At 69.5% G+C, this 24,223-nt stretch carries 23 protein-coding genes and 2 pseudogenes; 10 read left to right on the top strand and 15 right to left on the bottom strand.

What is annotated here, in order from left to right:
• Positions 1-265 precede the first annotated feature (265 nt).
• Both ACFYT4_RS34365 and ACFYT4_RS34370 read left to right on the top strand, forming a co-directional pair.
• Positions 266-460: pseudogene (locus ACFYT4_RS34365) on the top strand (transposase family protein); the annotation flags it as partial.
• 253 nt (positions 461-713) lie between these two features.
• Entirely contained in the window at positions 714-1,619 is a 906-nt protein-coding gene (locus tag ACFYT4_RS34370) for an ISAs1 family transposase (RefSeq protein WP_389278252.1), read from the top strand.
• A gap of 174 nt (positions 1,620-1,793) precedes the next feature.
• Here the strand turns inward: ACFYT4_RS34370 and ACFYT4_RS34375 are convergent, their stop codons facing one another.
• Positions 1,794-3,629 (bottom strand): glycoside hydrolase family 15 protein, encoded by a 1,836-nt coding sequence (locus ACFYT4_RS34375; protein ID WP_389278255.1) that lies wholly within the window; start codon positions 3,627-3,629, stop codon positions 1,794-1,796.
• A gap of 346 nt (positions 3,630-3,975) precedes the next feature.
• Between ACFYT4_RS34375 and ACFYT4_RS34380 the strand changes: the two genes are divergently transcribed.
• Positions 3,976-4,113 carry a hypothetical protein gene (locus ACFYT4_RS34380; RefSeq protein ID WP_389278258.1) on the top strand — a complete coding sequence of 46 codons (138 nt, stop codon included), beginning with the start codon at positions 3,976-3,978 and terminating at the stop codon, positions 4,111-4,113.
• A 267-nt stretch (positions 4,114-4,380) separates the two neighbouring features.
• A complete protein-coding gene (locus ACFYT4_RS34385; RefSeq protein WP_389278261.1) occupies positions 4,381-5,346 on the top strand; it encodes an SDR family NAD(P)-dependent oxidoreductase in 966 nt (321 codons plus the stop codon).
• Positions 5,347-5,670: 324 nt separating this feature from the next.
• Here the strand turns inward: ACFYT4_RS34385 and ACFYT4_RS34390 are convergent, their stop codons facing one another.
• On the bottom strand, positions 5,671-6,315 hold the full coding sequence (locus ACFYT4_RS34390) for a hypothetical protein (protein ID WP_389278264.1): 645 nt from the start codon (positions 6,313-6,315) through the stop codon (positions 5,671-5,673).
• Here ACFYT4_RS34390 and ACFYT4_RS34395 point away from each other — a divergent pair.
• Positions 6,314-6,586 carry a hypothetical protein gene (locus ACFYT4_RS34395; protein WP_389278266.1) on the top strand — a complete coding sequence of 91 codons (273 nt, stop codon included), beginning with the start codon at positions 6,314-6,316 and terminating at the stop codon, positions 6,584-6,586. The two genes, ACFYT4_RS34390 and ACFYT4_RS34395, sit on opposite strands and share 2 nt — an antisense overlap.
• Before the next feature lie 145 nt (positions 6,587-6,731).
• On the opposite strand, the gene ACFYT4_RS34400 is transcribed toward ACFYT4_RS34395, so the two are convergent.
• Together ACFYT4_RS34400 and ACFYT4_RS34405 are read right to left on the bottom strand one after the other, a co-directional pair.
• Entirely contained in the window at positions 6,732-7,580 is an 849-nt protein-coding gene (locus ACFYT4_RS34400) for a polysaccharide deacetylase (RefSeq protein WP_389278269.1), read from the bottom strand.
• Between the two features lie 51 nt (positions 7,581-7,631).
• Positions 7,632-8,498 (bottom strand): nitrilase-related carbon-nitrogen hydrolase, encoded by an 867-nt coding sequence (locus ACFYT4_RS34405; RefSeq protein WP_389278272.1) that lies wholly within the window; start codon positions 8,496-8,498, stop codon positions 7,632-7,634.
• Here ACFYT4_RS34405 and ACFYT4_RS34410 point away from each other — a divergent pair.
• Positions 8,468-10,423, top strand: coding sequence for a LuxR C-terminal-related transcriptional regulator (locus ACFYT4_RS34410; RefSeq protein ID WP_389278275.1), 1,956 nt, complete (start codon positions 8,468-8,470; stop codon positions 10,421-10,423). The genes ACFYT4_RS34405 and ACFYT4_RS34410 overlap by 31 nt on opposite strands.
• Positions 10,424-10,895: 472 nt before the next feature.
• Here ACFYT4_RS34410 and ACFYT4_RS34415 read toward each other — a convergent pair whose 3' ends face one another.
• On the bottom strand, positions 10,896-12,977 hold the full coding sequence (locus ACFYT4_RS34415) for a M4 family metallopeptidase (protein WP_389278278.1): 2,082 nt from the start codon (positions 12,975-12,977) through the stop codon (positions 10,896-10,898).
• Between the two features lie 733 nt (positions 12,978-13,710).
• On the opposite strand from ACFYT4_RS34415, the gene ACFYT4_RS34420 reads away from it, so the two are divergent.
• The 3 genes from ACFYT4_RS34420 to ACFYT4_RS34430 all read left to right on the top strand — a co-directional run bounded on the left by ACFYT4_RS34420 (position 13,711) and on the right by ACFYT4_RS34430 (position 15,211).
• On the top strand, positions 13,711-14,346 hold the full coding sequence (locus ACFYT4_RS34420) for a transposase family protein (RefSeq protein ID WP_389278316.1): 636 nt from the start codon (positions 13,711-13,713) through the stop codon (positions 14,344-14,346).
• 52 nt (positions 14,347-14,398) lie between these two features.
• Entirely contained in the window at positions 14,399-14,524 is a 126-nt protein-coding gene (locus tag ACFYT4_RS34425; protein ID WP_389278281.1) for a hypothetical protein, read from the top strand.
• A gap of 117 nt (positions 14,525-14,641) precedes the next feature.
• Complete coding sequence (locus tag ACFYT4_RS34430; protein ID WP_389278284.1) at positions 14,642-15,211, top strand: transposase; 570 nt, start codon at positions 14,642-14,644, stop codon at positions 15,209-15,211.
• Positions 15,212-15,231: 20 nt separating this feature from the next.
• Here ACFYT4_RS34430 and ACFYT4_RS34435 read toward each other — a convergent pair whose 3' ends face one another.
• From ACFYT4_RS34435 to ACFYT4_RS34480, 10 genes are all read right to left on the bottom strand, one after another.
• On the bottom strand, positions 15,232-15,804 hold the full coding sequence (locus ACFYT4_RS34435) for a DUF4240 domain-containing protein (protein WP_389278287.1): 573 nt from the start codon (positions 15,802-15,804) through the stop codon (positions 15,232-15,234).
• A gap of 363 nt (positions 15,805-16,167) precedes the next feature.
• Entirely contained in the window at positions 16,168-16,644 is a 477-nt protein-coding gene (locus ACFYT4_RS34440) for a GNAT family N-acetyltransferase (protein ID WP_389278290.1), read from the bottom strand.
• On the bottom strand, positions 16,544-17,383 hold the full coding sequence (locus ACFYT4_RS34445) for a hypothetical protein (RefSeq protein ID WP_389278293.1): 840 nt from the start codon (positions 17,381-17,383) through the stop codon (positions 16,544-16,546). The genes ACFYT4_RS34440 and ACFYT4_RS34445 overlap by 101 nt, the downstream gene beginning before the upstream one ends.
• Positions 17,338-17,814, bottom strand: coding sequence for a DUF4158 domain-containing protein (locus ACFYT4_RS34450; protein WP_389278296.1), 477 nt, complete (start codon positions 17,812-17,814; stop codon positions 17,338-17,340). The genes ACFYT4_RS34445 and ACFYT4_RS34450 overlap by 46 nt, the downstream gene beginning before the upstream one ends.
• A gap of 169 nt (positions 17,815-17,983) precedes the next feature.
• Positions 17,984-18,334: an Mpo1-like protein gene (locus tag ACFYT4_RS34455; protein ID WP_389278299.1), complete on the bottom strand. Its 351-nt coding sequence runs from the start codon at positions 18,332-18,334 to the stop codon at positions 17,984-17,986.
• Positions 18,331-18,951 carry a DUF6875 domain-containing protein gene (locus ACFYT4_RS34460; protein WP_389278301.1) on the bottom strand — a complete coding sequence of 207 codons (621 nt, stop codon included), beginning with the start codon at positions 18,949-18,951 and terminating at the stop codon, positions 18,331-18,333. Before ACFYT4_RS34460 ends, ACFYT4_RS34455 begins: the two co-directional genes overlap by 4 nt.
• A 140-nt stretch (positions 18,952-19,091) precedes the next feature.
• Positions 19,092-20,213 (bottom strand): methyltransferase, encoded by a 1,122-nt coding sequence (locus ACFYT4_RS34465; protein WP_389278304.1) that lies wholly within the window; start codon positions 20,211-20,213, stop codon positions 19,092-19,094.
• The gene (locus ACFYT4_RS34470) at positions 20,210-21,619 is read right to left on the bottom strand and encodes a cytochrome P450 (protein WP_389278307.1); all 1,410 of its coding nucleotides are present in this window, start codon (positions 21,617-21,619) and stop codon (positions 20,210-20,212) included. Before ACFYT4_RS34470 ends, ACFYT4_RS34465 begins: the two co-directional genes overlap by 4 nt.
• Positions 21,620-21,718: 99 nt before the next feature.
• The gene (locus ACFYT4_RS34475; RefSeq protein WP_389278310.1) at positions 21,719-22,720 is read right to left on the bottom strand and encodes a UbiA family prenyltransferase; all 1,002 of its coding nucleotides are present in this window, start codon (positions 22,718-22,720) and stop codon (positions 21,719-21,721) included.
• Between the two features lie 486 nt (positions 22,721-23,206).
• Positions 23,207-23,341, bottom strand: a complete 135-nt coding sequence (locus ACFYT4_RS34480) for a hypothetical protein (RefSeq protein WP_389278313.1) — start codon at positions 23,339-23,341, stop codon at positions 23,207-23,209.
• A gap of 355 nt (positions 23,342-23,696) precedes the next feature.
• On the opposite strand from ACFYT4_RS34480, the pseudogene ACFYT4_RS34485 reads away from it, so the two are divergent.
• Positions 23,697-24,223: pseudogene (locus tag ACFYT4_RS34485) on the top strand (transposase); the annotation flags it as partial.

The following is a 24,223-nucleotide window of genomic DNA, read 5'->3' on the forward strand; positions in this document are numbered from 1 at the left end:
GAGGGCGACCCTCCGCCTTGCGATTGCACGCACCGGACGCCGCAGGCCCCGCCCTCCGGGCGGACGGCGCTACTTTCGATACACGCCCTAGCGGAGTCGCGTGATCTTGTAGCGTCGCAGGGCGGGGTGGCCGTGCCTGACGCAACGAAACCCCGTTGATGCGGATGACCTTCCCAAGTCGTCTGCCTGCGACGGAGCTTCGATGTGCCGTCAGTCTGCCATGCCGTGTCTCGTCAAAGCCCTGCCGCCGCACCGGGTGGCGGGCATGTCGCTGACGGAGCGGCTGGTCAGGTTGCCGGACCCGCGCCGTAGGCGGGGAGTACGTCATCCGTTCGTGAGTGTGGTGCTGATCGCGGCGTCCGCGGCAGTGACCGGCGCCCGCTCGTACACGGCGATCGGGCAATGGGCCGCTGCGGCCCAGCAGACCACCCCGGCCCGGCTGGGTACCCGGGTCGTCGGCGCCTTCGCGGTGCGTATCGCGCCCAGTGCCGCGACCATCCGCCGGGCGCTGGAGCGGGTCTGCCCAGGTGGGCCGGCCGACTTGGCCGGTGGCGATCCGGCCGGGGCTACCGCAGTCGCAGTGGACGGCAAGAGTGCCCGCGGCTCCCGCAACGGCCACGTCCCGTCCGCACATCTGCCGGCCGCGATGACCGACGACGGGCGGACGATCAGTCAGCTGCGCGTGCCGGACAAGACCAACGAGATCACGGGCTTTGCCCGGCTGCTCGCCCCCCTTCGGCCTGACCGGGGTCGTCGTCACCGCCGACGCGCTGCACACCCAGCGCGAGCACGTCCGCTTCCACACCCGGGACAAGCAGGCGCACTACCTGCTGGTGGTCAAGAACAACCAGCCGTCCCTGTCCACGGCGCCGCGCTCGCTGCCCTGGAGCCGGGTCACCGCTCGCCATGCGGCCCGCAGCCGCGGGCATGGTCGGCGTGAACTGCGGGTCGTCAAGGCGCTGACCGTTGACGGGCTGGAGCTGGACATTCCCGGCGCGGTCCAGGCCGCCCGGATCATGCGCTTTGGCGCGAACGCCAGAACCGGCCGACTCACCCGCAAGACGATCTACGCGATCACCGACTTGCCCTCGACGCAGGCGTCGCCGCAGCAGCTCGGTGAACCGGCACGCTCGCACTGGGGCATCGAAGACCGGCTGCACTTCGTGCGCGACACGATCTTCGCCGAGGACGCCAGTCGCATCCGTACCGGCCGCGGACCGGAGAACATGGCCACCTTGCGCAACCTCGCCGTCAGCACCCTCCGACGGGCCGGGCACCCAGAACATCGCCGCCGCCCTCCGGCCTGTCTCCTACCAGCCCTTCACCCGCCCGCTGGACCTCCTCGGCATCAGCTGACCAGCACAGCGTCAGATCACACGAGGGGTAAGGACACTCGCGGTAGCCGACGGCATAGTCTACGCCTCGACCGGCGACACCGCGATCGCAATCTGGGCATGAAGACCAGCGCACCGCACCCGACCATGCTCCGCCCAGCACCACAGCGACACCCAGGAGTCGACAACACGGATGCCCCTTCGGGGCTCGAAGCGACGGGGAGCGGGAAGTGGGGCGACGGCTACTTTGCACCGTGGGTCGGAGATAGGACACCGGGGCCTTGATCCACAGAGCATCGTCCCGCTGCTGTGCCCGCTGCGTCGGCTCGTGCGCCACCCTCGGCTGAGGAGATGGCACTTCACCTGCAGATTCCCATCCCCTTGTCCTATGGGCCACGCGGTGGACATGGCCGGTGGGAAAGGACACGGGGCCTGGAAACCTACAGCGGGGATGCTGCGTCAGCCCAGCGCGCGGTCGAGGTTGAAGGCGGCGCTGATCAGGGAGAGGTGGGTGAAGGCCTGGGGGAAGTTGCCTTGCTGTTCTCCGGTCGGGCCGATCTCCTCCGCGAACAGACCGAGGTGGTTGGCGTAGGTGAGCATCTTCTCGAAGGCGAGCCTGGCCTCCTCCAGTCGGCCTGCGCGGGCCAGCGCCTCCACGTACCAGAAGGAGCAGATCGAGAAGGTGCCCTCGGGGTCGGGCAGGCCGTCCGGGCTGGCGGTCGGGTCGTAGCGGTATACCAGCGAGTCGGAGACCAGGTCAGTGGTGAGCGCGTCCAGGGTGGAGAGCCACTTGGGGTCGGTGGGCGAGATGAACTTGGCCATCGGCATCATCAGCAGCGAGGCGTCCAGCACGTGGTCGTCCAGCCCCTGGACGAACGCCCCTCGCTCGGCCGACCAGCCGCGCCGCATGATCTGCCGGTAAATCGCGTCCCGCGACTCCCGCCAGCGGGGCAGGTCCGCCGGCAGACCGCGGCGGTTCGCCATGCGCATCGCGCGCTCCAGCGCCACCCAGCACATCAGCCGCGAGTACACGAAATTCCGCCGGCCCGCCCTGGTCTCCCACACCCCCTCGTCGGGCTGGTCCCAGTGCTCGCACAGCCAGTCCACCACGGCACCGACCTCGTCCCAGCGCTCACTGCTGATCGGCTGCCCCCACTTGTCGTAGAGGTAGATCGAGTCGATCAGCGCACCGTAGATGTCCAGCTGGAGCTGGCCGGTGGCGGCGTTGCCCACCCGGACCGGTGCGGAGCCGAGGTATCCCTCCAGGTGCGGAAGCTCATATTCGGGCAGCTCGACGCGCCCGTCGATGCCGTACATGATCTGCAACGGACCGCTCTCCCCCGTGCCCCGCAGGATGCCCCGCTCGGAGATGAACCCTATGAATGCCTCGGCCTCCGAGGTGAACCCCAGGCGCAGCATCGCGTAGACGCAGAAGGCGGCGTCGCGGACCCAGACATAGCGGTAGTCCCAATTGCGCTCGCCGCCGATCCGCTCGGGCAGGCTGGTGGTCGGTGCGGCGACGATCGCACCGGTCGGCGCGTAGGTGAGCAGCTTCAGCACCAGCGCGGAACGGTTCACCATCTCCCGCCACCGCCCGTGGTAGCGCGAGCCGGCCAGCCAGCGGCGCCAGAACCGGACGGTCGCCTCGGCCTGCTCCTGGGCCTCGGCGCGCGGGCACGACCGGGCCGGGACCTCGTCGCCGATCTGGTCGAGGGCGAACACGTTGGACTCGCCCTCAAGGAGCTTGAAGTGCGACGACACGTCCAGGCCGTCGCTTTCCAGGGGTGCGGTCGCGGTCAGCGCGAGCGTCAGTGACGGGGAGCGGAACACTGCCACGTGGCCTTCGAGGTGCGTGGTGTGCGCTTCGGCGCCGTAGCCGAAGCGGGGGGCGATCCGCGCCCTGAACGGGAGGGTTCCGCGGACGCAGACCACCCGCCGGATCAGCCGGTGCCGGGCCGCCTCGCGCGACTCGTCGACCACGGGCATGAAGTCCTGGATCTCCGCCACCCCGTCCGCGGCGAAGAACCGCGTGATCAGCACGTTCGTGTCGGGGAAGTAGAACTGCCTGGTGCGGGTCGGGACCTCGGCGGCCAACTCGAACGACCCGCCCCGGTCGGCGTCGAGGATGGCCCCGAAGACGCTGGGCGCATCGAAGCGCGGGCAGCAGTACCAGTCGATGGTGCCGTCCGTGCCGACCAGAGCGGTCGTACGAAGATCGCCGATCAGGCCGTGCTCGGAAATCGGGATGTAACGGCCGCCGTCCGCCTGCTCGAAACCAGTCGTGTCGAACGCCATACCAGCCTCCCTGCCGCTGTAGCACGGGCGTGGAGATGAAGCCTTACCTTTCATGCTAGACCGCCCTTGGGATTGGTAAGCGTCGTTGACTGTGTGACCGGCGTTCTCTCGACCAGGCATTCCGACGCTGCGGAGTTCATCACCGTGAGTGGCCACCGGGTGCATAGTGCTACCAGGGGGTGCCTGCCTCGCTGCCGATCCGGGTGGTGCTCTTGTCGTGGAGCCGAGTGCCTGGGCGATGACGGGTGCCGGGGCCTGGAGGACGAGCCGGCGGATGGCTGAGGTCCGGCCCTTCTCGACAGGGATACCGAGTGCACCTGACGCGTCGCGCAGGGTGGCGGGATTCATGGGCTGGCTCGCTCGGCGGCCGGGGAAGAGCCGGGGCGACATCCTGGACCCTGTCCACGCCCGCGACGGCGGCCCGAAGCCCGAGACCGTCACGGACTCCCTGACCACGGGTGAGGATTCCGCGGCCACGACCTGATCCGCATGCTCTCCCGCGACGGCAAGCCACCGGGCAGGGCGACGCGTCGGCGTGACCAGCGTGCAGGCATGTCGATGCGGGGGTGCAGCGGGGCGCTCTTCGGCCAGGGCCTCCGCGCCGGCCCGGGAAGCGGCTGCGCGGGCCTCGGCGTCCGGCTCCGAGTAGCGGAGGCTTTCGCCCTGGGGACGCCCCCTCGCCGGAGTGAACTCGGCGACGGCTCGGCCACGCGTTTGGCTTCGTGCGGCTTGCGACTCGTAGCGTGGAAACATGGCAACTCCTCAGCACAGGATCCAGTCGGGCTTCGGAGCCCGGAGCACCGCGGAGGAGGTCCTGCGAGGGATCGACCTCACCGGAAAGCTCGCGATCGTCACCGGCGGCTACTCGGGCCTCGGGCTGGAGACGACGCGGGCGCTGGCCGGTGCCGGTGCCCATGTCGTGGTGCCCGCCCGGCGCCGCGTTGCGGCCCAGGAGGCGGTCGCCGGTATCGACAGCGTGGAGGTCGACGAACTGGATCTCTCCGACCTCGAAAGTGTGCGCCGTTTCGCCGAACGCTTCATCGACTCCGGCCGCAGCATCGACCTGTTGATCAACAACGCCGGGATCATGGCCACCCCGGAGACACGAGTCGGACCGGGCTGGGAGGCGCAGTTCGCGACCAACCACCTCGGCCACTTCGCGCTCGTCAACCGGCTCTGGTCGGCGATCGCGCGGGGCGGGGCACGGGTCGTCACGGTGTCGTCCAACGGCCATCAGTTCTCAGGCATCCGCTGGGACGACGTGCAGTTCGAGCACGGCTACGACAAGTGGCAGGCATACGGGCAGGCGAAGAACGCCAACGCACTGTTTGCCGTACAGCTCGATGCGCTCGGCCGGGACGCAGGTGTACGAGCGTTTTCGGTGCACCCCGGCGCCATCGCCACCCAGCTGGGCCGCCACGTGCCCAGGGAGGAGATGCTCGCTGCCGGCTGGATCGATGAGGACGGCAACCCGGCGAACGCCGGGTTCAAGACCCCGGGCCAGGGTGCGGCGACACAGGTGTGGGCGGCGACCTCCCCGCAGCTGGAGGGCATGGGCGGCGTCTACTGCGAGGACTGCGACATCGCGGAGCCCGCGAGCGGTGGTGAGCCCACCGGGGGCGTACGCGCCTACGCGACGGACCCCGCGCAGGCGGCGCGACTGTGGAAGCTCTCGGCCGAACTCACAGGCGTCGACGCCTTCGCATCAACCGCCTGAGCAAGTCCTTCCGCATCCACCACTCGGGCCCGTGGCCGACCGGTCATCGTAGGAGAACATGTGCCGCTCGCCCGGGTCGTGACCGGGGCGGGCGGTGTCCGTATCAGCACCAGCAGCCAGAAGGTGAAAGGATCGGATGCGATCAACGGTACCCGGCGGTGCTGACACTTCAGGTGGCCACGTCCGCCGGGAAGCAGCTCGTCGTCGCGTCCGAGCTGCGCGACATGACGCTGCGCGCCGGGCCTGGGGCCTGAGGCGCTGCGGGCGGCATCAATCGCCGTCCGGCTCCGGCTCCGGCTCCGAAGACCGGCCGCCCGGCTCGTATCAGGAGTTGCGCTGCAGGGGCCAGCCCTCAGGGCTTTCGGGATCCCAGTCCTCCGGGCGCAGGATCCGGTCCAGGGCGGCCAGTGCCGGTGCCGTCTCCGGCCAGGCGTACTCCTCCAGGGCGGCGATGCGCGGCGGCAGCGGCGGCTCACATCCGTCCCCGACTTCCTCCCCTGCGACCATGCGCCAGCCGAGGTAGAGGGCACTCATATCACCTGCGGCCAGGTCGTCACGGAGCGGGAGGAGCAGGTCGAGCCACTCCCCGGGCATCTCCGCCCAGGGCTCGTCGAACTCGTCCTCCTGGTCCCATTCGGCGTCCCGGGAGATCTGGACGACGGCGTCCACGCTGCTCACTTGCACGGTCACGCCGTGCCTCGCGTCGCCCACGAGGTAGGGGCGCATGGCGTCCACGGATACTCCCGGCACCCGGAAGGCGATGGTCATCGGCCCGGAGCTGTCCCAGTGCAGGAAGACGTCGAAGTCCTCGATCAGGAAGCTCAGGATGACATTGGGGTCGTGATCGCTGGTGCGGTCGTAGATCCAGCGGTCATCCCGGTAGACGCCGCCGCGGTGGGCGACGCGCTTCGGGGGCCTGCCGATGGTGCGACCCTCGTAGTAGACGTGCGACGGGAGGATGTCGTACATGGTCCTGGCCCGCTGGGATCACGCCCGTCGGCTCCACGAGCGGGGTGAGTCAGAGGCGGCCCTTCATGTCGTGGACCTGCCGGCTCTGTCGAACCCGAACGACGAACCGATCTCCGCCGCCAGGGCACTCAAAGCCGAGATCTGCCGGGCGCTCGCAGCGCAGACCAGGGTCTTCGTCTCACAGTCGCTCCACTTCGCTTCGGCGCCGCTCCTGGACCGCGGCATGACCCTGTGGAGCTCCGCCCCTTCCCCTGATGTGAAACAGAACTGAGTGCAGCACCAGTCACACCGAGTTCCACCCGATCGGGTGGCCGTGTCCACCGCGGTCCCCGGGCCGGAGATCACCAGCAGCGTGTTCTCCTCGACCGCCGCGTCCACTCACCGGTCGCCCTCCCCGCGGGCGACCGGCTCAGGGGTCAGCGGTGCTCAGCGGTGGGCCGTGCGGTCCAGTCGCTCACCGCCTGGTTGACGGTGGTGAACCGCGCGCCGTGCTTCTTGGCCCGGTGGATGATCCGTTCCAGGATCCGGATGCGGCCGGCGCGGCCGATGGACTGCGGGTGGAACGTCTGGGTGAACACACCGTGGGGAACCTCCTCCACCATGAAGTCGAGATCGCCCAGCCAGCGGTTGGCGAGTCCTTCGACGTCGGTGGACGCGGGCATCAGCATCGGCGGGGCGAGCGCGAACTCCATGAAGGGGAAGTCGTCGAGGGTCCAGGAGACGGGCACTTCGACCAGGTCGAGTTCGCGCCCGAACTCGATGGCCCGGTCGGTGTGAATGACGTCGCCGGTGCGACAGCGGTACAGCTCGAAGTCGTGGGCCATCATGCTGCTGTCGTAGACGAATCCGTAGTCGGACAACAGCCTCGTGGAGTTGGCGGAGAGGTCGAAGGCGGGCGACCGGTATCCGGTCGGGCGCACGCCGAGAACCCGGTCGAGGGCGTCGAGTCCGCGTTCGAGTACCTCGGACTCGGCGGCTTCGTCCAGACTGGTCGGGCCTTCATGGGCGTAGCCGTGATGGCCGATCTCATGGCCGGCGTCACGGATGCGCTTGCAGACGTCCGGGTAGGTGTCGGCGTCCAGGCCGGGGATGTACCAGGTGGAGGTGACTCCTTCGCGTTCCAGCAGGTCCAGGATCCGCGGGGTCGCGACGTTCGCCGCGAACTCGCCGCGCGAGACATAGGTCGGCGTGGACAGGCCCATGGTGCCCAGCCATACGGAGATGGCGTCGAAGTCGAAGGTCAGGCAGATGGTCGGCTTGCTCATGTGCTTCTCTCCTTGATCGGAATGCGTGAACGGGATGCCCGGTGGTCGGCTTCAGTGGGAGGGCCAGGCCCGATAGCGCTCCGCGCGCCGGCGGCGGTCCGCGAAGGTCGTCGCGGAGCCCGTGACCCGGTTCTCGGCAAGCCGCTGGAGGTCGACGTCGGCGACGGCGACGGCGTCGACATTGGCCGCGGTCTCGGCGAGTACCCCGTTGTCGGGCCAGCCGGCGTCGCACGGCCCGAGGACCGCGCTGCGTGCCCAGGCACCGGGCCAGTGCCCCCGGGCGGGGCCGGCGACGCCGGAGTGCACGGTGTAGATCTGGTTCTCGATGGCACGGGCCGCCACACAGTGGCGGACCCGCCAGAAGCCGGCCTCGGTGATCGTCAGTGAGGGGGTGAGAAGAATCTGCACACCCTGCTCGGTCAGCGAGGCCGAGCATTCGGGGATCTCGGCCTCGTAGCAGATGTTCACGCCGACGACCCCGAAGGGGAGTTCAACGACCGCCATTTCGTCTCCCTCACCGATACCGAGAGAGAATTCGAGTGGGAAGAGATGGGTTTTGGCGTGCTCGTGCAGCAGCGTTCCGTCGGGCCCGAACAGGGGGGCGACATTGAGCAGTCGCCCGTCCCCGGATCGGACCAGGTGGGAACCGGCGAGGATGTGCTGCCGGCGCTCCGCGGCCTCGCGGGCCATCATGTCGCGGTATTGGTCGGTGAACCGCACCGTCTCGGCCGCGGGCTCCAGGTCGACGGCGTCACGCCAGCCGGGTACTGCGGTCATGAGTTCAAAAGTGACCAGCTCCGGAAGCACGACGAGATCGGCACCGGCCGCCAGGTCGAGAAGCTCCCGGACATGTGCGGCGAATTCCTCGAAGTCGGCAACGTCGCGGAATGCCGAAGTGCAGCTTGCGATCCTGGGCATCTGGCTCTCCCTTTGCGTCCGGTCGATTCCCGCATAGTGTCAGCGAGGCAACCTGGATTCGTCGGTCGGATGACCGACAAACGGGCGGGGCCGCTCCCGCGTACCCTGTGTTGATGAGCAAGCATCCGGCCGGATTGTCCGATGCGATCGCCGTGGTGTCCCGCGGGGGCGAGATCCGGGAGCGCCACCGTGGTGACATCACGGCGCATCCAGGGCTTGCCGGCTATCTCCGTACGGCCGCGCGGATCGAACTGTCCGCCCCTTTGAGCTTTGTGTGGAACGCCGCTCCTGACACACTCCCGGCCGGCCCACCGGATACGGGACCCCAGGTGCTGCGCGTGCGTATCTCCCCCGCGAGCCGTCCGTCCGGGGGCTGCTATGCCGAGGTCCGGACGCTTGGCCCGGATGAACGCTGCGGGCTCACCGGGCGGGAACTACAGGTGCTGACCCTGCTCGCCTGCGGGCTGACGAATCCCGGCATCGCCACCCGCCTCGCCGTTTCCCGGCGTACGGCCGCCACTCATGTGGAACGGCTGCTGGGCAAACTCGGCGTCACCAGTCGTGCGGGGGCGGCGGCGATCGCGCTGGACCGGGATCTGCTCACCCTGCCGGTGCAGGGCGACGGCGGATTGGACGGCCTGCCGCCGCTCAGCCTGTTGAGACTGGAGGCGGCGGTCCGCGGCACGGTGGACAGTCCGCCCGCCCCCGCGGCCCCGCGGCGGCGCATGGCGCGCCTCCGGCCGCTGATGATCGGCGCCGTCTATCCATCCGCCGGCGACTGGTTCGGTGACGGTCTCCTGATGGAACAGGGCACCAGGCTCGCCATGGACGAGATCAATGAACGCGGTGGCATCGCCGGCCGCAGGATCGAGCACATCCCGCTCAGGACCAACATTCAGGACACCGGCGCGATCCAGCGCGCGATCGGGCGGCTCGCGTCCGAGGACGTCGACGCGATCACCACCGGATACACCTTCCAGCGGTCCCGGGACTCGCTCGCCGCGCAGTTCCTCCCCGCCGCTTCGGCGGGTTTTCCCCTGCTGCATCATTCGACTTCCGCGAGCGCCGCCGACCTGATCGCCGAGGAGCCCGAGAAGTTCGGCAACGTTTTCCAGGTGTGCGGCCGGGAGAGCGTCTATGGAATCGGCTTTGTCCGTACGCTGACCACACTGCGTGATTCCGGCGCATGGCGGCCGGCCTCGAACAGACTGCAGGTGTTCGACACCGACGACGCGGACACGACGACGTTTACCGCGTCCGCGACGGAGGCGGCCGAGCGCGCCGGGTGGCGAATCTCCGTGGACCACATCAGTTCCCTCTCGCCGAACTGGCCCACTGTGATCAGGAAGATCCATGACCTGGACCCTGCCGCTGTCATGGTCGCCCAGTTCTCCGCTTCTTCCCTGGCCGCCTTTGTCCGCGGATTCCGCGAGGAGCCGACCGGCGCCCTGCTCTACGCGCTGTACTCACCGTCGGTTCCGCTGTTCCTCGACCAAGCCGACAGCAGTGCCGAGGGATTGCTCTGGGCGACGGTGAGCGGGCTCTACGGTGACCATTTCGGGCACGAATTCGGGCGGCGCTTCCATCAACGCTCCGGCATCACCTCCGGAATGTCCAGCGCCGGGATTCGCTACGACATGGTTCATCTGCTGGCAGCCGCGTGGGCACAATGCGATTCCCCCCACGACGCCAAAGAGGTCAACCGCCTCCTGCGACGAACCATCCATCGTGGAGTGAACGGTTCCTACCACTTCGGCACCCCCGACCAGACCAACCTGGTGTACCCGGATCAGACGAACGACCCGTCCATCGCGCAGGCCCATCTCGTCTACCAGATCCAGAACGGCCACCACCACATCATCGCCCCGGCGCCGTACTCCACCGCACCCTTCAGGCCGCCGGGGAGCACCCGCGTACAGCCGTGAACCCAGGTCGCCGGTGCCCGCCCGAAGCGCGCCGCCACCTTGTCGAGACCTTCGCGCCCGGCCCCACGCACCGGGCCTGGACGACGACATCACCGACCGCGCCCTCGCGTCACCCATTCCCACCTGGTCCGCACCACGGCCGAACGCCTCGTAGCGCGAGACCAGGAGGAGCGGCTTCTCCGGGTTCAACGTCCTGGGCGCCCACGCCCATGCGGCCACCACACGTCGTTCACCTGGTACGACGCCAGTGCCCCGGAAGTTCCCCGGCTGTGCGGCTGGTACTGGAGCAGAGGCGGTATCGACGCCGCTCTCTGCGGCGGAGCAGATCGGAGCGACGGAGGAGTGGTGGCGTGAACCAATGGCCACCACGGCCGACACATGGGCCGCACGGAGCGGGCACGGGGCGGCTGCCGGACTTCTCATCCGGCCGCCGCCCCCACGGCCACGATGCGTACGCCCCCTGGCCGTGGGATCAGAAGGACAGCTTCCAGCTGTCGATGAAGGGGCGGTAGCCGCCCGCTTCCCGCACCCTCAGCTTCCAGGTGCCGTTGGCGGTCTCGGACGACGCGTCAACGCCGGTGGTAGAGATGGTGGGCCCGTTCTCGCTCCAGGGGCCGTTCACGAGGGGATAGGCGGTGCCGTCCGGTGCCACCAACTCCATCCGTGGCCCGGAGTCGGCGACATTCACGTCGACGACGAGGATGGTGGGTGCCTTCCCGGGGACTCCGGTGACGGTGATCGGTGATTCGGCTGTCGCGGGATGGGCGGGTATGGGGATGTCGGTGGTGTTCTCGAAGACGGGGCCTGGCGGCCTGGGGGCGGGGCCGCCGGGCCGGGTGCCGACGTTGACGGCACCCCACGCCTCCATCACCTTGTGATAGGTCGGCGAGGACGCCCCGTACAGGTCGGCGGCGGCTGCGAGGGTGGCGGTGCGGGCCCCGGCGTAGTCGGTGGTGGAGGTCATGTAGAGGGTGAGGGCGCGGTACCAGATCCTCTCGGCGGCGGCACGGCCGATGGGGGTGACGGGCAGTCCGTCGTGGGTGGGGCTGTCGTAGGCGACGCCGTTGACGGTCTTGGAGCCGCTGCCCTCGGAGGCCAGATAGAACCAGTGAGTGGCCGGACCGGCCATGTAGTGCCCGTGCCGGCTGGAGTCGATACGGGGGTGCCAGTAGTTCGTGCCCCTGAGCTGCTGCGCGGGCCGGTCCATATGACGCGGATAGTGGTTGAGGCCGCCCGTGTCGACCTTCTCACCGGTGAGGTAGTCGCCCGGGTCGTGGGGGTTGTCGGCGTGGAACTCCACGGCGGCGGCGAAGATGTCCTTGGTCGCCTCCGCCAGTCCGTTGGACTCGCCGTAGTAGGACAGCTTCGCGGTGGCGTCGATGAGGCCGACCGCCATTTCGTGGGCCGTCATGTCGATGGAGGTGTACGGGCTGGTGCCGCCGTCGCCGTAGGTCACACAGAAGCAGGAGTCCTGCCAGAAGGCACCACGCATGTAGTTCCGGTAGTGCACCTTGGTGGACCCGCCGTCGCCGTCATTGCGGATGCCGTAGCGCTCGTGCACCTGGGCGAAGTAGTCCCAGGTGACCTGTGCTCCGTAAGCGGCGTCGACCGCGTCGGTCTGCCGGTTCGCCGAGGTGCCGTCGCCCCAGATGTTGTCCGTGTCGGTGACGAGAGTGCCGCCGCCGAAGCCGTACGGGTCGTTCATGTGGTCGTACGTCCGGTGCCCGCCCCGGACGCTGTCGGTCATGTTGTACAGGGAACCGTATTGGGAGGTGCCCAGCTTGACCTTGCCGCTGTGCCGGCTGTAACCGGTCCCCTTCCCGTTCCCCTGAGCCTTGCGGCGGTCGCGGCCGCGGTCGGTGGCGCCGGGTACGCTCCGGGTGTCACCGGCGGCATTGATCACGGCCTCGCGGCGGTTGAGTTCGGCGCCGGTCGTCGCGTCGGTGACGATGCGGAGTTCGCTGGGCGTACCGCCGGGCTGGGTGCCCTTGACGACGGTTTCCCAGGCGAGGACCGGCCGGCCGGCCGCGGCCCAGACGACCTTGCGGGGGGCTTGGCCGAGTACCGCGCCCTTGCTGCCTTCCTCCTTGGCCACCGCCAGGGACGACGTCCTGGCGGAGGTGGCGTTCCGGACCGGGCTGGTACTGGGGACGGAGATCCGTGCGCCGGTCGCCCTGGTCACGCTCTTGGTGGCACCGGACGGTGCGGTGTGGACGACCAGATCGCCGCCCAGGACGGGTAACCCGTCGTAGGTGCGTTCGTAGCGGGTGTGCAGGGTGCCGTCGGCATCCTTGAGGACACTGCGCGGTACCAGCTTCTCCTTGCGGCCCAGGCCGAGCGCGGTCGCGGTGGTGGCGCGTGCCGCGGTGGCGTCCGCGAGGAGTTCGGCCTGCCGGGCCGGACTGAGGCTCACGGGCAGTGCCCCGGCGCGGGGAAGGGCGGCGGGTGTGGGAGGTGCGGCCTCGGCGGTGGCGGGCGGCAGGGTCACTGCCAGGAGGGCGGTGCCGGTCAGGAGTACCGCGGCGGCCGGTGTACTGCGGGACAACCGTCTCATCTGAACTCCTCGGTGCCGGCCGTGTGTCACGGCCGGGGACAGGGCCCGTCGGCGGTGCTGCCGGACGGGCGGGGCGTGCGGGTGCGTGTGCGTTCCGTCGGGAGGACACGGGGGTGCCCTGTTGCGATGAGAGACTGCTGGGGCGTGTGGGACAGGGGGCATGGGAAGCGTGCCCCCCGGGGCGCCGAGATGACACGAGTGATTCCACGAATTGGCCGTAACTCATCCCTGACTTCGCCAGCCCTGCGGAGCCCTCGGGGCCTGCCCACGGCTCCCCCGCGGACCTCATTCCGCCCCCTGCCCAGGGACCGAGAGCACGGGCGGCTACCGGTCCGCGGATCTGTTCCCGACCGGGGCCGGGCGAGTTGCGCGGCCGGCCCCCGCCACGGCCAGGACACCAGGACTCGTCGGAGATCGTTCCGCCACCCGATGGAGCGACGGCCCCCGGGGCCGGCATGGACACGGTGACGTTGATGTCGTGTTCGCCATGCTGAAGCCCGGACAGTCCCGCGCTCTCATCGGAGAGGTCGGGGCCACGGCCTACCTGACCAGTCCCGAGTGAGCTCTGGCCGCAGTTCCGGGAATACCCAGGTCAGGGGCGGGAACGGGGGATCGTTTCGGCAGTGTGTTTCCTGCCGTGGCGAGCAAGACGGTTGAGGATGTGCTCATTCCCGGGATCGGTGTGCGAGTGGAGCGTGTCAGTGGCCCCTCCGGCGCCCTCGTGGTGGAGGCAGTGTCCACCGGTCGACCGAGCCGGTGTCCGGACTGCCGGAAGCGGGCAAAGCGCGTGCACAGCTCGTACCAACGAAGCCTCGATGAGCGGCCGTTGGGCTCGCGCCGGGTCGTGATCCGCCTCCGGGTACGCCGGTACTTCTGCGCCCGGAAGAAGTGTGCCCGGAAGACGTTCGCCGAGCAGGTGCCGGGCCTGACCGAGCGGCATCGCCGCGCGAGCACCGGGCTGACGGGGTGGCTGCGGTCGATCGCGGTGGAGCCGGGCGGCCGTCCGGCGGCACGACTGTGCCGGCACCTGCGGCTGACCGCGGGCCGGACCCCGCTACTCAGGCTGCTGACCGCGCCACCGGTTCGAAGCCGTGCCCCGCGGGTGCTGGGGGTCGACGAGTTCGCCTTCCGCAAGGGCTGCACCTACGGCACCGCTCTGGTCGACGTCGAGGCCGGCCGGGTCGTGAATGTGCTGCCCGACCGCACCTCGGAGACGTTCGCGGCCTGTGGCTCAAGGACCATCCCGGTGCAGAGATCATCTGCCGCGACCGGGCCACCGCCCACACGAAGGCGGTCAGGGAAGCCGCTCCCAACGCCCTCGAAGTCGCCGATCGCTGGCATTTGCTGCAGAACCTGTCCGCCGCAGTGAGAAGACCTGCCACCAGCGCCGCAACTGCCTGCGCAAACACGCCGAGCAGGATGTGGAACTGGCAGTTCCGGAACCGGTCCCGATGGAACGGCCGGTGCCGGAACTGCCCCGCACGCAGATCATCGAGCGGACCCGTCACCGCTCTGAGGACGTCCACCGCCTGATGGAGAAGGGCTAGACGATCAGCGCCATCGGCCGCCGCCTGAACCTCGGCCGCAAGACCGTACGCCGTTTCCGCGACACCGACCTCGACGAACTCCTGGCCTCCGCATGTGAGCGCCGCCCCAACGGAGTGTTGGAGCCGTTCAAGGCATACCTCAACGCCCGCTTCACCGAGACTCAAGGCCAGGTCAACGGCACCCGTCTCTTCCAGGAAATCCACGAACGCGGCTGCCGCGGCAGCCGCCAGATGGTCCGCAAACACCTCGCCGCTCTGCGGGTGGGCACCGCCGAACCGGTCCGGGCCGACGTCCCCAGCCCCCGCAAGATCACCTCCTGGATCATGCGACCCCGCGAAACCCTCACCGAAAGCCAGCACCGGAGGCTGCTGGATGTCCGGCTCGCCTGCCCGGACATCGCCCGGGCCTGCGACCTCGCCCGCGCGTTCGCCGATCTCGTTCGTCACCGGCGCGGATACCTGCTGCTGAAGTGGATCCGCCAGGCCGAACAGGACGCGCCGAAGCCGATGCAGAGCTTCGCCGGCTTCCTCCGCCAAGACCTCGACGCCGTCACCGCCGGGCTCACCCTGCCGTGGAGTTCCGGCGTCGTCGAGGGTCACGTGAACCGGGTGAAAACCCTCAAGAGGGCCATGTACGGCCGGGCCTCGTTCGAGCTCCTCCGCACCCGCGCCCTCACCCAACCATGACTATCATGGAACGGGCATCCTCAATCGGCCCTACCGAGGAAGAGTGGGGCCAGGCGAGGCAGCCTGCGGCGCATCTCATCGTTGTCGTCGAAGTCGAAATCCTCGCCCATGTCTACGGTGTTGTCGCTCCCGGTATTCGCTCCTCGGAAGCTGTGCCATGCCTTGTAAAAGGCATCTGCATCGCCCGTGATCCGTTCGAACGCTCCAGCAGCTACGTAGTTCATATCCTCGTAGAACACAACCTCGGAGCGGTCCCGGGCGTTCACGGCCCGGAGCACGGCAGGGTGCACAGCAAGGCTGTCGGGAGCAGCGGCCACACGCTCGTACCACCCACGACCCAGGGCAATCACACCAGCGCGGAAGTCCATGAAACTGTCGTCGGAGCAGCCGCCCCCAATGAGGTAGGCGGCCGCCCACACATCCCAGCGGTACAAGGCGTCATGCAGCTCGTCGAATCGTTCTGCATACTCCAGAACCTCCTGCTGTGTTCCCTTCGCGAGCTGCTTGACGAGACCCTCGTCGAGGGGATCGCCAGCTTCAGCCGCGGCAGACCGCACGGATTCGATGACGTCCCAGAACTTGTCGATGTCCATGACCGCAGACTGTGCCACGGCGCTCTGACAATCGGTCCCGGACCCTCGGCAAGGAACCACCAGACACCCGCTGGCAGCTGTCACGGAACTGCGGCCAGAGCCACATTCTCGAGTACGCCGACAGCTGGTGTTGATAGCCGGTCGGGGTGATGTTCGGTGACGAGGGCCAGGCGGTCTGGAGGGCCCTGGGCGAGGTGACGGGCAGAGCCAGCAGCCCGCAACGCCCGAACCGATGCAGTGAGCGACGACTGTGGCGGTGCGCGCGCTGATCTGACCCAGGGATGGCGTGCCGAGCCAGTGCGGGTCGGCCGCCCGTGGTCGAGCGGTGACCTTCCGCTCGGGCGTCGGCGGCCTCGGAGCGGGTCAGTCGACCAGGGTGAGGACGACCTCGTCGATCTCCTCACCCCGTGCGTTCGCGAATCCGCGCTCATGGCCTATCACCACGAATCCGCACTTCTCCAGCACCCGGATCGACCCGGCGTTGTCCGCAGCCGCGCGGGCATGGAGCGGACGCTCCGGAACGGCGTCGAGGAGCTGCCGCAGCGCGGCGGTGGCCACTCCACGGCCCCAGTGCTCCCGCCCGATCCAGTAGGTGACCTCGCGTTCCCCGGGCGGGCCGAAGACGGACACGTGCCCGACCGCCTCGCCGCTCTCCCCCGTAACGGTGCGCACAACAACCGCCTGATCCTGGCGTATCCGCGCCCAGTGGGCGTCGAAGCGAGTGCGGTCCGATGGGTCATCAGCGGTGAACGCCGCCATCCGGACCCCCTGCGGATCGTTCGAGTGGGCGTAGAAGACGATCAGGTCGCTGTCCTGTACTTCTCTCAGCGATACGTTCATCACAGCCTCCTCGGCCTTTTGGTTGTGAGCCGTCGCCCGAGTCTCCCACCCGGGTCTGACAGTGGGCGCTGCGAGCCAGTCCAGCACCTTGCTCAGGCCCCGCCGCGTCTTGTCGCGGGTGAGGCCCGCACTGTGGTCGGTGAACAATCCCAGCAGCCGTTCGACCAGGCTCTCCCGGCTGGGCCTTCAGCGTGAACTCCCCGGCCACCGGATAGACCACCTTGCGGACCGTGCCGCCCGGCTCGGCGACCGCCGCCTCCGCCAGCCGCAGCAGGATGCCCTCCTTGCCGCGGACCCGCTTCAGCTCCTTGTTGAACTCGCCCTCGACCTTCTTCTCCGCCCGCGTGTTGATCTTCTGCACAAGCTGGATGAACAGCTCCACCAGCGAGTCGGTGATCTCCGTCTCCCGTACGTGGCACAGCGTGGCCAGTAGCGTGTACCGCACCGGCCCGGCCGCCGCCCGCAAGTCCGAGGGGTACTCCTTCGCGGCCCGCGCCGGCCAGGCCGCCACCGGCTTCTCCGACACGTCCGCGAACAGCCCCGACGGCAACTGGAGCCCCCGCACCCGCTGGAGCTTGTTCACCTCCGCCAGCAGGCTGTCCGGCCCCAGCGCGCCCGGGTCCGCCTTCAGCTTGGTGAAGAACGTACCCCCGCCGCCCGCGCTCTCCGCGTCCGCGCCGACGTCCTCGGCGATCAGGTCGTCCAGCCGGGACCGGGTCGCCGCCGACAGCCGACCCACCGTGGCCGCGCAGAACCGCTCCTCGAAGGTGCTGACCGCGTCATCTGTCCCGGGGCGGGCGGCTCCAGCCGGTCCTTGCGGCAGCGGGCCACCACCGCCTCCGCAAGCCGGTCCCGGTTCAGCTCCACCCCGCACAGCTCTACCGCCAGCCACTCCCCGAGCTGGGCCTGATCCTCCTCGATGCACTCACGGAAGCCGAACGCGCCCCGGATCGCCATCCGATGCCGCTTGATCGCCCGCCCCGACCAGTCGTACGCGGCCCACTCCTCCGCAGGCACCCTCACCTGCTGGGCGACGTACGACACCGCCGGCACCGGGATCTCCCCGGCGTCCTCCGGGAACCGGGCCTCCACCTCGACGAACTTCAGCAGCAGCGCGAACCCCAACCGGTCCGCCCCCGACTTGTTCCGCAGCCGCTCCTGGTCCTGCATCCAGCAGCGTCCAGACCTCGATCAGGAGCTCCGGCTCCCACTCCTGCCGCACCCGCGCTCCCTCCGGTCGTCATGACCGGACCAACCTCGCCGAGCAGGGCCCCCGATGAGACCGGAAGATCAGAAACTCCGACAAGCCCACCCCTGATCCGCTACAGAGAGCTACTTGTCACTGCGCCGTAGCCTCGGGAGAACAGGGCCGTTGCAGCCGCTCGACCAGTTCCTTCAGCTCGGCGTTGCGCCCGCTCAGCATCATGAAGATCATCTTCAGGTCGCCGGAGAACGCCGCGCCGGGGTCGGTGAAGCCGACGGGTAAGTTCCTCTCGAAAATGAAGTGGCCACTCCAGGCGAAGCCGAAGAACGCGCCGGGAACAGCCCACAGCAGCTTGGGGCGGCGACGCCGTCCGGCCAGGCCCGCGGCGCCCACCGCCGTGACCATCCCCGCCACGTGCATCCAGCGGCTCGCCTCGCTGGTGTGGCCGCGCATGTAGTCCTCGAAGCGCTGGTCGAACTGCCTCATTCTGCCTCTCCGTTCGTCTGGCGGGATGCGGTGCCGGACGCGCTCGGCGTATGCCGCGCGAGCGCCTCCCGGTAGGTGTTCCGCAGCAGTGGGTCGACCACCGCGTCGCGCTCGTAGCGGGAGCTGAAGCGCCTGCGGTACTCGGCGAAAAATTCGCTGTGGTGGTGGAGGAAGAGCACGTCGTGGATGGCCATGTTCCGCAGTGCCAGCAGGGGCACGGGGCTTCTCGACACCGGGAAGGCGGGGTTGCGTACCGCGGGCTCGGGACAGGCAGGGTGGAACTGCCCGAGCATCAGACCCGCACGCGCCAGCTCTCCCTTCAGCTCCGCGTGGACGGTGTCCAGCAGGGGCCAGTCGGCGGGCGGCAGATCGGGCAGGGTCACCAGGACGGTGCGCATCGTCGGATTGGCCTGCGGCCAGCGCCGGGCGCGAAAGTCGCGCACCATGTCCCGTACCACGGCCCGCAGGTCGTCGCCGTCCGCGTCCGCCATTCCCAGGCGCGTGCGCAGGAGCAGGGTTCCCTCCTTCAGGGCGGGCGCGACGAAGGGACAGACCGGGCCGTCCCGTCCCAGCTCCTCGTGCGGCCGGGAGATGTACGACTCCAGCCATCCGCGCACCAGAGCCTCCGCCCCCGCTCCCACCTGCGCCGTGCCGCCTGCCGGCGGCGGCGCCTTCGTCCCGTCTCCCGTCGCGGAGGTCCTGTCCGGAACGTCCCGGGGGCAGGCGTTCGTCGAGGTGGCCCTGTGGCCGACCGGCATCATTGTGCGTCTCCTGTCTCCTCCGGGCAGCCGCCGGTTCGTGCCTCCATCACTCCGGTGCCGCCGGGCAGCAGGGTGGTCCGTACCGGGGTCAGTCCCGCCTCGCGCAGCAGGCCGGCCATCTCCTCCCGGGTCCGCTCCCGCCCCCCGGTGAACAGGGACATCATGTAGAGGTCCATCAGCGCTCCCCACTGGCCGCTGGCCCCCTGATCCGGCCCGTCGCCCTTCGCCTCGTCCACCAGGTAGTCGACGACGACCACCCGGGCCCCGGGCCCCATCGCCCGGCGGCAGTTGCGCAGGACGACGTGGCAGGACGCGTCGTCCCAGTCGTGCAGGATGTGGCGCAGCAGGTAGAGGTCGCCGCCCGGGGGCAGGGCGGTGAGGAAGTCACCCTCGACCAGCTCGCACCGGTCGGCCAGCCCGGCACCGGTCAGCCTGCGGGCCGCTGCGGGCAGTGCTGCGGCGAGGTCGACCAGCACGCCGCGTGACCGGGGGTCCTCCCCCAGCAGCCTGGTCAGCAGCGCACCGTCCCCGCCGCCGACGTCGACGACGGTCAGGGGGCCGGTGAAGTCGACTGCCTGGAGCAAGCCCTCCAGTTCGAGCGAGAGTCCGCTCTCCTGGGACCGGTCGAAGATCCCGCGCAGCCACGGGTCGCGGTCCAGGTGGGAGAAGAAACCGACGCCGAAGACGTCCGCGAAGGCCGGACGCCCGTGGCGGACCACCTCGGTGAGCCGTTCCCAGGCTGGGGCCATCGTCGTGGCGACCAGCAGGGCCGTCGGCAGGGCCGAGGCCGGGACGCCGGACCGCAGCGTCTCGCCGAGCGGGGTGAGGCTGTACCCCTCGGCGTCGTCCCCCGGTTCCCTGCGCAGCACTCCGAAGGAGACCAGTGCGCGCAGGAGGCGGGCGAGCAGGGCCGGGTCGGCCCCGGTGGCTCCGGCCAGTTCGGCCGCGGTCGGTGATCCGGTGCCGATCGCGTCGGCGAGACCGAGTTCGGCAGCGGCGCAGACGGCCCGAGAACGCACATGACCGTAGATCATTTCCCGCATGTGCCAGGCTTGGCCGGCCCGGGCGCTGTCGGGTACGGCGACCGCTCCTGCCGGAGCCGTGCGCGGCGCCGTCATCGCGGATCCTTCGTGAGGACGCCGCCGGCCCCGTCTCGCGCAGGGGCCGCGCCCACCTCCACGAACAGGCCGTCACGGGGAATCAGCGCCGGGATGCCGCCGAACTGCGGATGCCGGGTCCGTAGGCTGAGCGTGGTACGCCGGGCGAGCCGCGACAGCGCGGCGGGCAGGACCACCGCGGCGATGTTCGCGCCGACGCACCGGCGCCCTCCGTATCCGTAGGGCAGGTACTCGAACGGACTGGGAGCGTGGTACCCCTCCCTGGACGTGTCCCAGCGCTCCGGCAGGAAGCGGTCCGGTTCCTCCCACACCGCGGGCGAGCGGTGGGTGATGTACGCGCTCACCGCCACCAGGCTGCCCCCGGGTATCAGATGGCCCTGGTAACGAAAGCTCCGCACGCATCGGCGCGGGCTCATCACCACGGGCGGGTGCGTGCGCAGGCTCTCCTGGACCACCCAGTTCGTGTAGCGCAGCTCGCGGACCCGCGCCGCCGAGAACACGTCCTTCGCAGGCACGTCTCCCGCGGGCGCGTCGCTTGCCTCGTCCCGCAGCCGCTGCCAGACGCCGGGTGTGTTCAGGCAGTTGTAGACGGCCCAGCCCAGGGCCGATCCGACCGGGTCGTAGCCGGCGATCAAGGCGCTGAGGACCATGTCGCGCACTTCCTGGTCCGACATCGCGGGCCCGTCCTCGGAGAGCATCACGGCGATCAGGTCGCGTGGCCCTCCGGCGGACCGGTGCCCCCGCCCGCCGGGATCGCCCTCACGGCGCCTTCGCTGGATCTCCTCGTAGAGGAGCCGTTCCACGGCCGCGATCGCGGCCAGCGCCCTTCTGCGTGCGGCACTGGGCAGCTTCCAGGCGATCAGCTGTCGCGGGAGCGGGTGGTCCATCAGTTCGTGAATGCGTTCCAGTTCGGCGACGAGGGTTTCCTCCTGGGCCGCCAGCCGTTCTCCGCAGAACTGCCGCAGCATGGCGCTACGGATCGCGGAGCGCAGGGTGCCGTGAACGTCCACGTACTGCCCCGGCTGCCAGCGGTCGATCGTCTCGTCGACGGCGGTCAGGATCAGACGGGTGCTTTCCTCCGCTCCGCCGCGGTGGAACGAGGGCCTCGCCTTGCGCTTGCGGCGGGCGTGCGGCTCGCCGTCGGTGGTGACCAGAGCGGTGTCCCCGGCGATCGGCCGCAGTATGTCGTAGGCACCGCTGAAGCGGAAGTTGCTCTCATTCCCCATGACCAGGGCGTTGGCGTCCGGTCCGAAGAGGAAGTGGGTACGGGTGGGTCCGATGCCGAAGGCACTGACCTGGCCGTAGGTGTCACGAAGGTGTTCCAGCCCTTCCGGCAGCGAGTGCTGGAAGGCCCGGGCGACACGGAAGAGCTGTGCCGGCGTCCGGGGGCCGGGGATGGCGGGCATGAGTCGTCTCCTTCTGGTCCTCGCAGAGCGGGCCGCCCGACGGCGGCGTGGGCGCGCGGCACGGCGACCGGAACCATGGGACGGCGGTGCGCGGGCGATTCAGGGGACGGCGGGGGTCGTGACGTCGGTCCGGCGCCGGGAGTCCAGCGCCAGGAGGTCGCTGCCGAACAGCAGGACGGCTCCGAGCGCCACCCCCGTCACCGGGGCCCACCCGGGTGAATGCAGCAGCAGGACCGAGGCGAGGAAGGCGGTCGACAGAAGCATGTCGGTCTTGAGCACGGCGTTGGCCCTGGCGTTCTCCGTCGCCCGGGCCATCGCCCGGCACTGCACCAGAGCCGCCGCCGTCCAGATAAGCGCCCACAGATCCCGGGGCGGGAGCAGCCCGGCGGCCACGAACACGGCGGGCGAGAGGTAGCCGACCAGCGTCATCGCCGTGGCCGCGCGCGCCGCTGCCGCGCGGGTCGCGAAGACCGTCGCGGACGTCCGCAGCCCTGCCTCGCGGTCGCCGTCGAAGTCGGGAAGGTTCTTCACCATGCCCTTGGCCGAGAACCACACCACCAGGAAACCGAACAGCGCCCAGGTGGAGCCGTTCAGGTCGCGGAGACCTCCGGGGGCGCCGATGACCCCGAGCAGAAACGGCCCGAAGACTGCGAGGCTGAAGGCCAGCAGGCCGACCACGGGCCCGTCCTTCAGCCGCAGCGGACGGAATGAGTACTGGTGCGCCCCGACGAGCAGCAACAGCATCAGGGGCAGCAGCTGGACGCCGCCGTACGGGAGGGTGAGCACGATCAGCACGCCGGTCGCAGCGTAGCCGATCCACAGCGTCCGACGATGCCCCATCCGCAGTACCAGCCACACCCGCCCGGGCAGATTTCGGCTGTCCTCGGCCAGATCCGTGTACGCGTTGTAGAGGTTGGCCATCAGCCCGCACAGGAGGGACATGAACATGCCGAGGAAGAACGCCGGTGACAACGTGCCACCCGCCGACGTCCAGCCGAGCGTGAACGCCAGGTTGCCGGGTACACAGGTGCGTGGCCGCCCCAGCATGAAGGCGATACGCGCGGTCTCCGACCACCCCGCGCTGCCCGGCGTACGCCGCACCGCTTCCTCCCGCCGGGCGGGAGAGAGGGCGGCGAATTCCTCAGAGCCGAGGACACCGGTCGATGGGCGTCCGGCCGGGGCCGTCACGGGAGCCGGACGTTCGCGGCGGGGCTGCCGTCGCCGTGCGCCGCCGACCCGGTGCGGGCCGGGAAAGCGACTGTTCCCGCCGGGAACAACAGTATTCCGGGAGTGAGCACGATGCGCCTCCGTCCTGAGCCGTGTGCATCCTGAGCCCGTCTGACTCCAAGCGCCTCATCGCGCACCAGAGTATGGAAGGGCCATGTCCATGATGCTGAGCACGAATGCGCCCGTCCTTGTCATTCCGTGCAGGGTTGTTGTCGATTCGTGCACGCCTTGGAGGAGCGGAGTCATGCGGGTGTTGTGGGCGGCGACCGTGCCTGTGAAGCCGTCGGCTGGCAGTAGGTGTGAGCGGCGGGACCATGAAGGTTCTGTCCCACCGGCAGCCGACCAGGCGGGCGAGGCCGATCAGCACGCCGTTGCAGAAGACCCCGCTCCGGACAGCCCCTGCCAGTTCTTCACCTCCGTCGGCACGGCGCCGTCGACTTCGAGCGCGTACAGCTTCGAGCAGGAGCCGGTGTTCGGGGTGATGGTGCCCTCCACCGTCTTCAGGTCATCGGACGTACTGCCCGGACTGCGCGGAGGCTCTGCGACGCACTGCCTTGGGGAACCCTGTCATTGAGCACACAGGGCGGTGGTCCGGATATTCAGAGGCCGGTTCGCCCCAACGCACCACGCCCGCGCCAACTCCGACCGGAGTCCGGGCGGCCTTCGGGAGCACCGCGTCCAGTTCGGGGCTCTTCCACACCACCGCTGCCTCAGAAGCCATCCGCATTCCGCATGTGATCGCCGGGTTTCTGCTGGTCAGGCACGAATCTGGTGCGGTGGCGGGATGGTTCGAGCGGTTCGTTTGCTCGCGTCGCTCGTGGAGGTGGCCACGCCGTCGGTACTGGGTCTGCTGGAGGCGCAGTACTCCGGCACCGCGGGGCGGACGGAGAACTGCCAGGTCGGGGTGTTCCTGGCTTACGCGACTGGCCGCGGGCGGACGCTGATCGATCGGCGTCTGTATCTGCCCACGTCCTGGACGGATGACCGGGAGCGATGCCGGCGGGCGGGTATCGACGACGGTGTTGTCTTCGAGACGAAGGCGGCGATGGCCAAGGCGATGGTCCGCCGGGCGATTGCCGACCGGGTCCCGTTCGGATGGGTGACGGCGGACGCCGCCTACGGCTTCAGCAAGGGCCGGCGGTCCGAGCCGGAGCAGGCGGACGTCTTCCATGTCATGGCCACCACCCGGCACGACACCGTCGTCACCCGCTGGGCACTCGACCACCCCGTCCACGATCTGTTCCCCGGTCTGCCACGGCAGAAGTGGAAACGCCGTTCCTGCCGGTGAAGGAGCCCACGGCCGGCGGATCTACGACTGGGCCCGCGTCGAGGTGAGGCCCTGGCACCGCGAGGACCGCCGGCACTGGGTGATCGCCC

This window comes from Streptomyces sp. NPDC004609 (assembly GCF_042873655.1).
GTDB lineage: Bacteria > Actinomycetota > Actinomycetes > Streptomycetales > Streptomycetaceae > Streptomyces.

Bases quoted from the DNA above. Each gene is read 5' to 3' on its own strand.
- ACFYT4_RS34375 (WP_389278255.1), bottom strand. From the start codon at position 3,629: ATGGCGTTCGACACGACTGGTTTCGAGCAGGCGGACGGCGGCCGTTAC.
- ACFYT4_RS34380 (WP_389278258.1), top strand. From the start codon at position 3,976: ATGGGCTGGCTCGCTCGGCGGCCGGGGAAGAGCCGGGGCGACATCCTG.
- ACFYT4_RS34385 (WP_389278261.1), top strand. From the start codon at position 4,381: ATGGCAACTCCTCAGCACAGGATCCAGTCGGGCTTCGGAGCCCGGAGC.
- ACFYT4_RS34395 (WP_389278266.1), top strand. From the start codon at position 6,314: ATGGTCCTGGCCCGCTGGGATCACGCCCGTCGGCTCCACGAGCGGGGT.
- ACFYT4_RS34390 (WP_389278264.1), bottom strand. From the start codon at position 6,315: ATGTACGACATCCTCCCGTCGCACGTCTACTACGAGGGTCGCACCATC.
- ACFYT4_RS34400 (WP_389278269.1), bottom strand. From the start codon at position 7,580: ATGAGCAAGCCGACCATCTGCCTGACCTTCGACTTCGACGCCATCTCC.
- ACFYT4_RS34410 (WP_389278275.1), top strand. From the start codon at position 8,468: ATGCCGAAGTGCAGCTTGCGATCCTGGGCATCTGGCTCTCCCTTTGCG.
- ACFYT4_RS34405 (WP_389278272.1), bottom strand. From the start codon at position 8,498: ATGCCCAGGATCGCAAGCTGCACTTCGGCATTCCGCGACGTTGCCGAC.
- ACFYT4_RS34415 (WP_389278278.1), bottom strand. From the start codon at position 12,977: ATGAGACGGTTGTCCCGCAGTACACCGGCCGCCGCGGTACTCCTGACC.
- ACFYT4_RS34435 (WP_389278287.1), bottom strand. From the start codon at position 15,804: ATGGACATCGACAAGTTCTGGGACGTCATCGAATCCGTGCGGTCTGCC.
- ACFYT4_RS34440 (WP_389278290.1), bottom strand. From the start codon at position 16,644: ATGAACGTATCGCTGAGAGAAGTACAGGACAGCGACCTGATCGTCTTC.
- ACFYT4_RS34450 (WP_389278296.1), bottom strand. From the start codon at position 17,814: ATGCAGGACCAGGAGCGGCTGCGGAACAAGTCGGGGGCGGACCGGTTG.
- ACFYT4_RS34455 (WP_389278299.1), bottom strand. From the start codon at position 18,334: ATGAGGCAGTTCGACCAGCGCTTCGAGGACTACATGCGCGGCCACACC.
- ACFYT4_RS34465 (WP_389278304.1), bottom strand. From the start codon at position 20,213: ATGACGGCGCCGCGCACGGCTCCGGCAGGAGCGGTCGCCGTACCCGAC.
- ACFYT4_RS34470 (WP_389278307.1), bottom strand. From the start codon at position 21,619: ATGCCCGCCATCCCCGGCCCCCGGACGCCGGCACAGCTCTTCCGTGTC.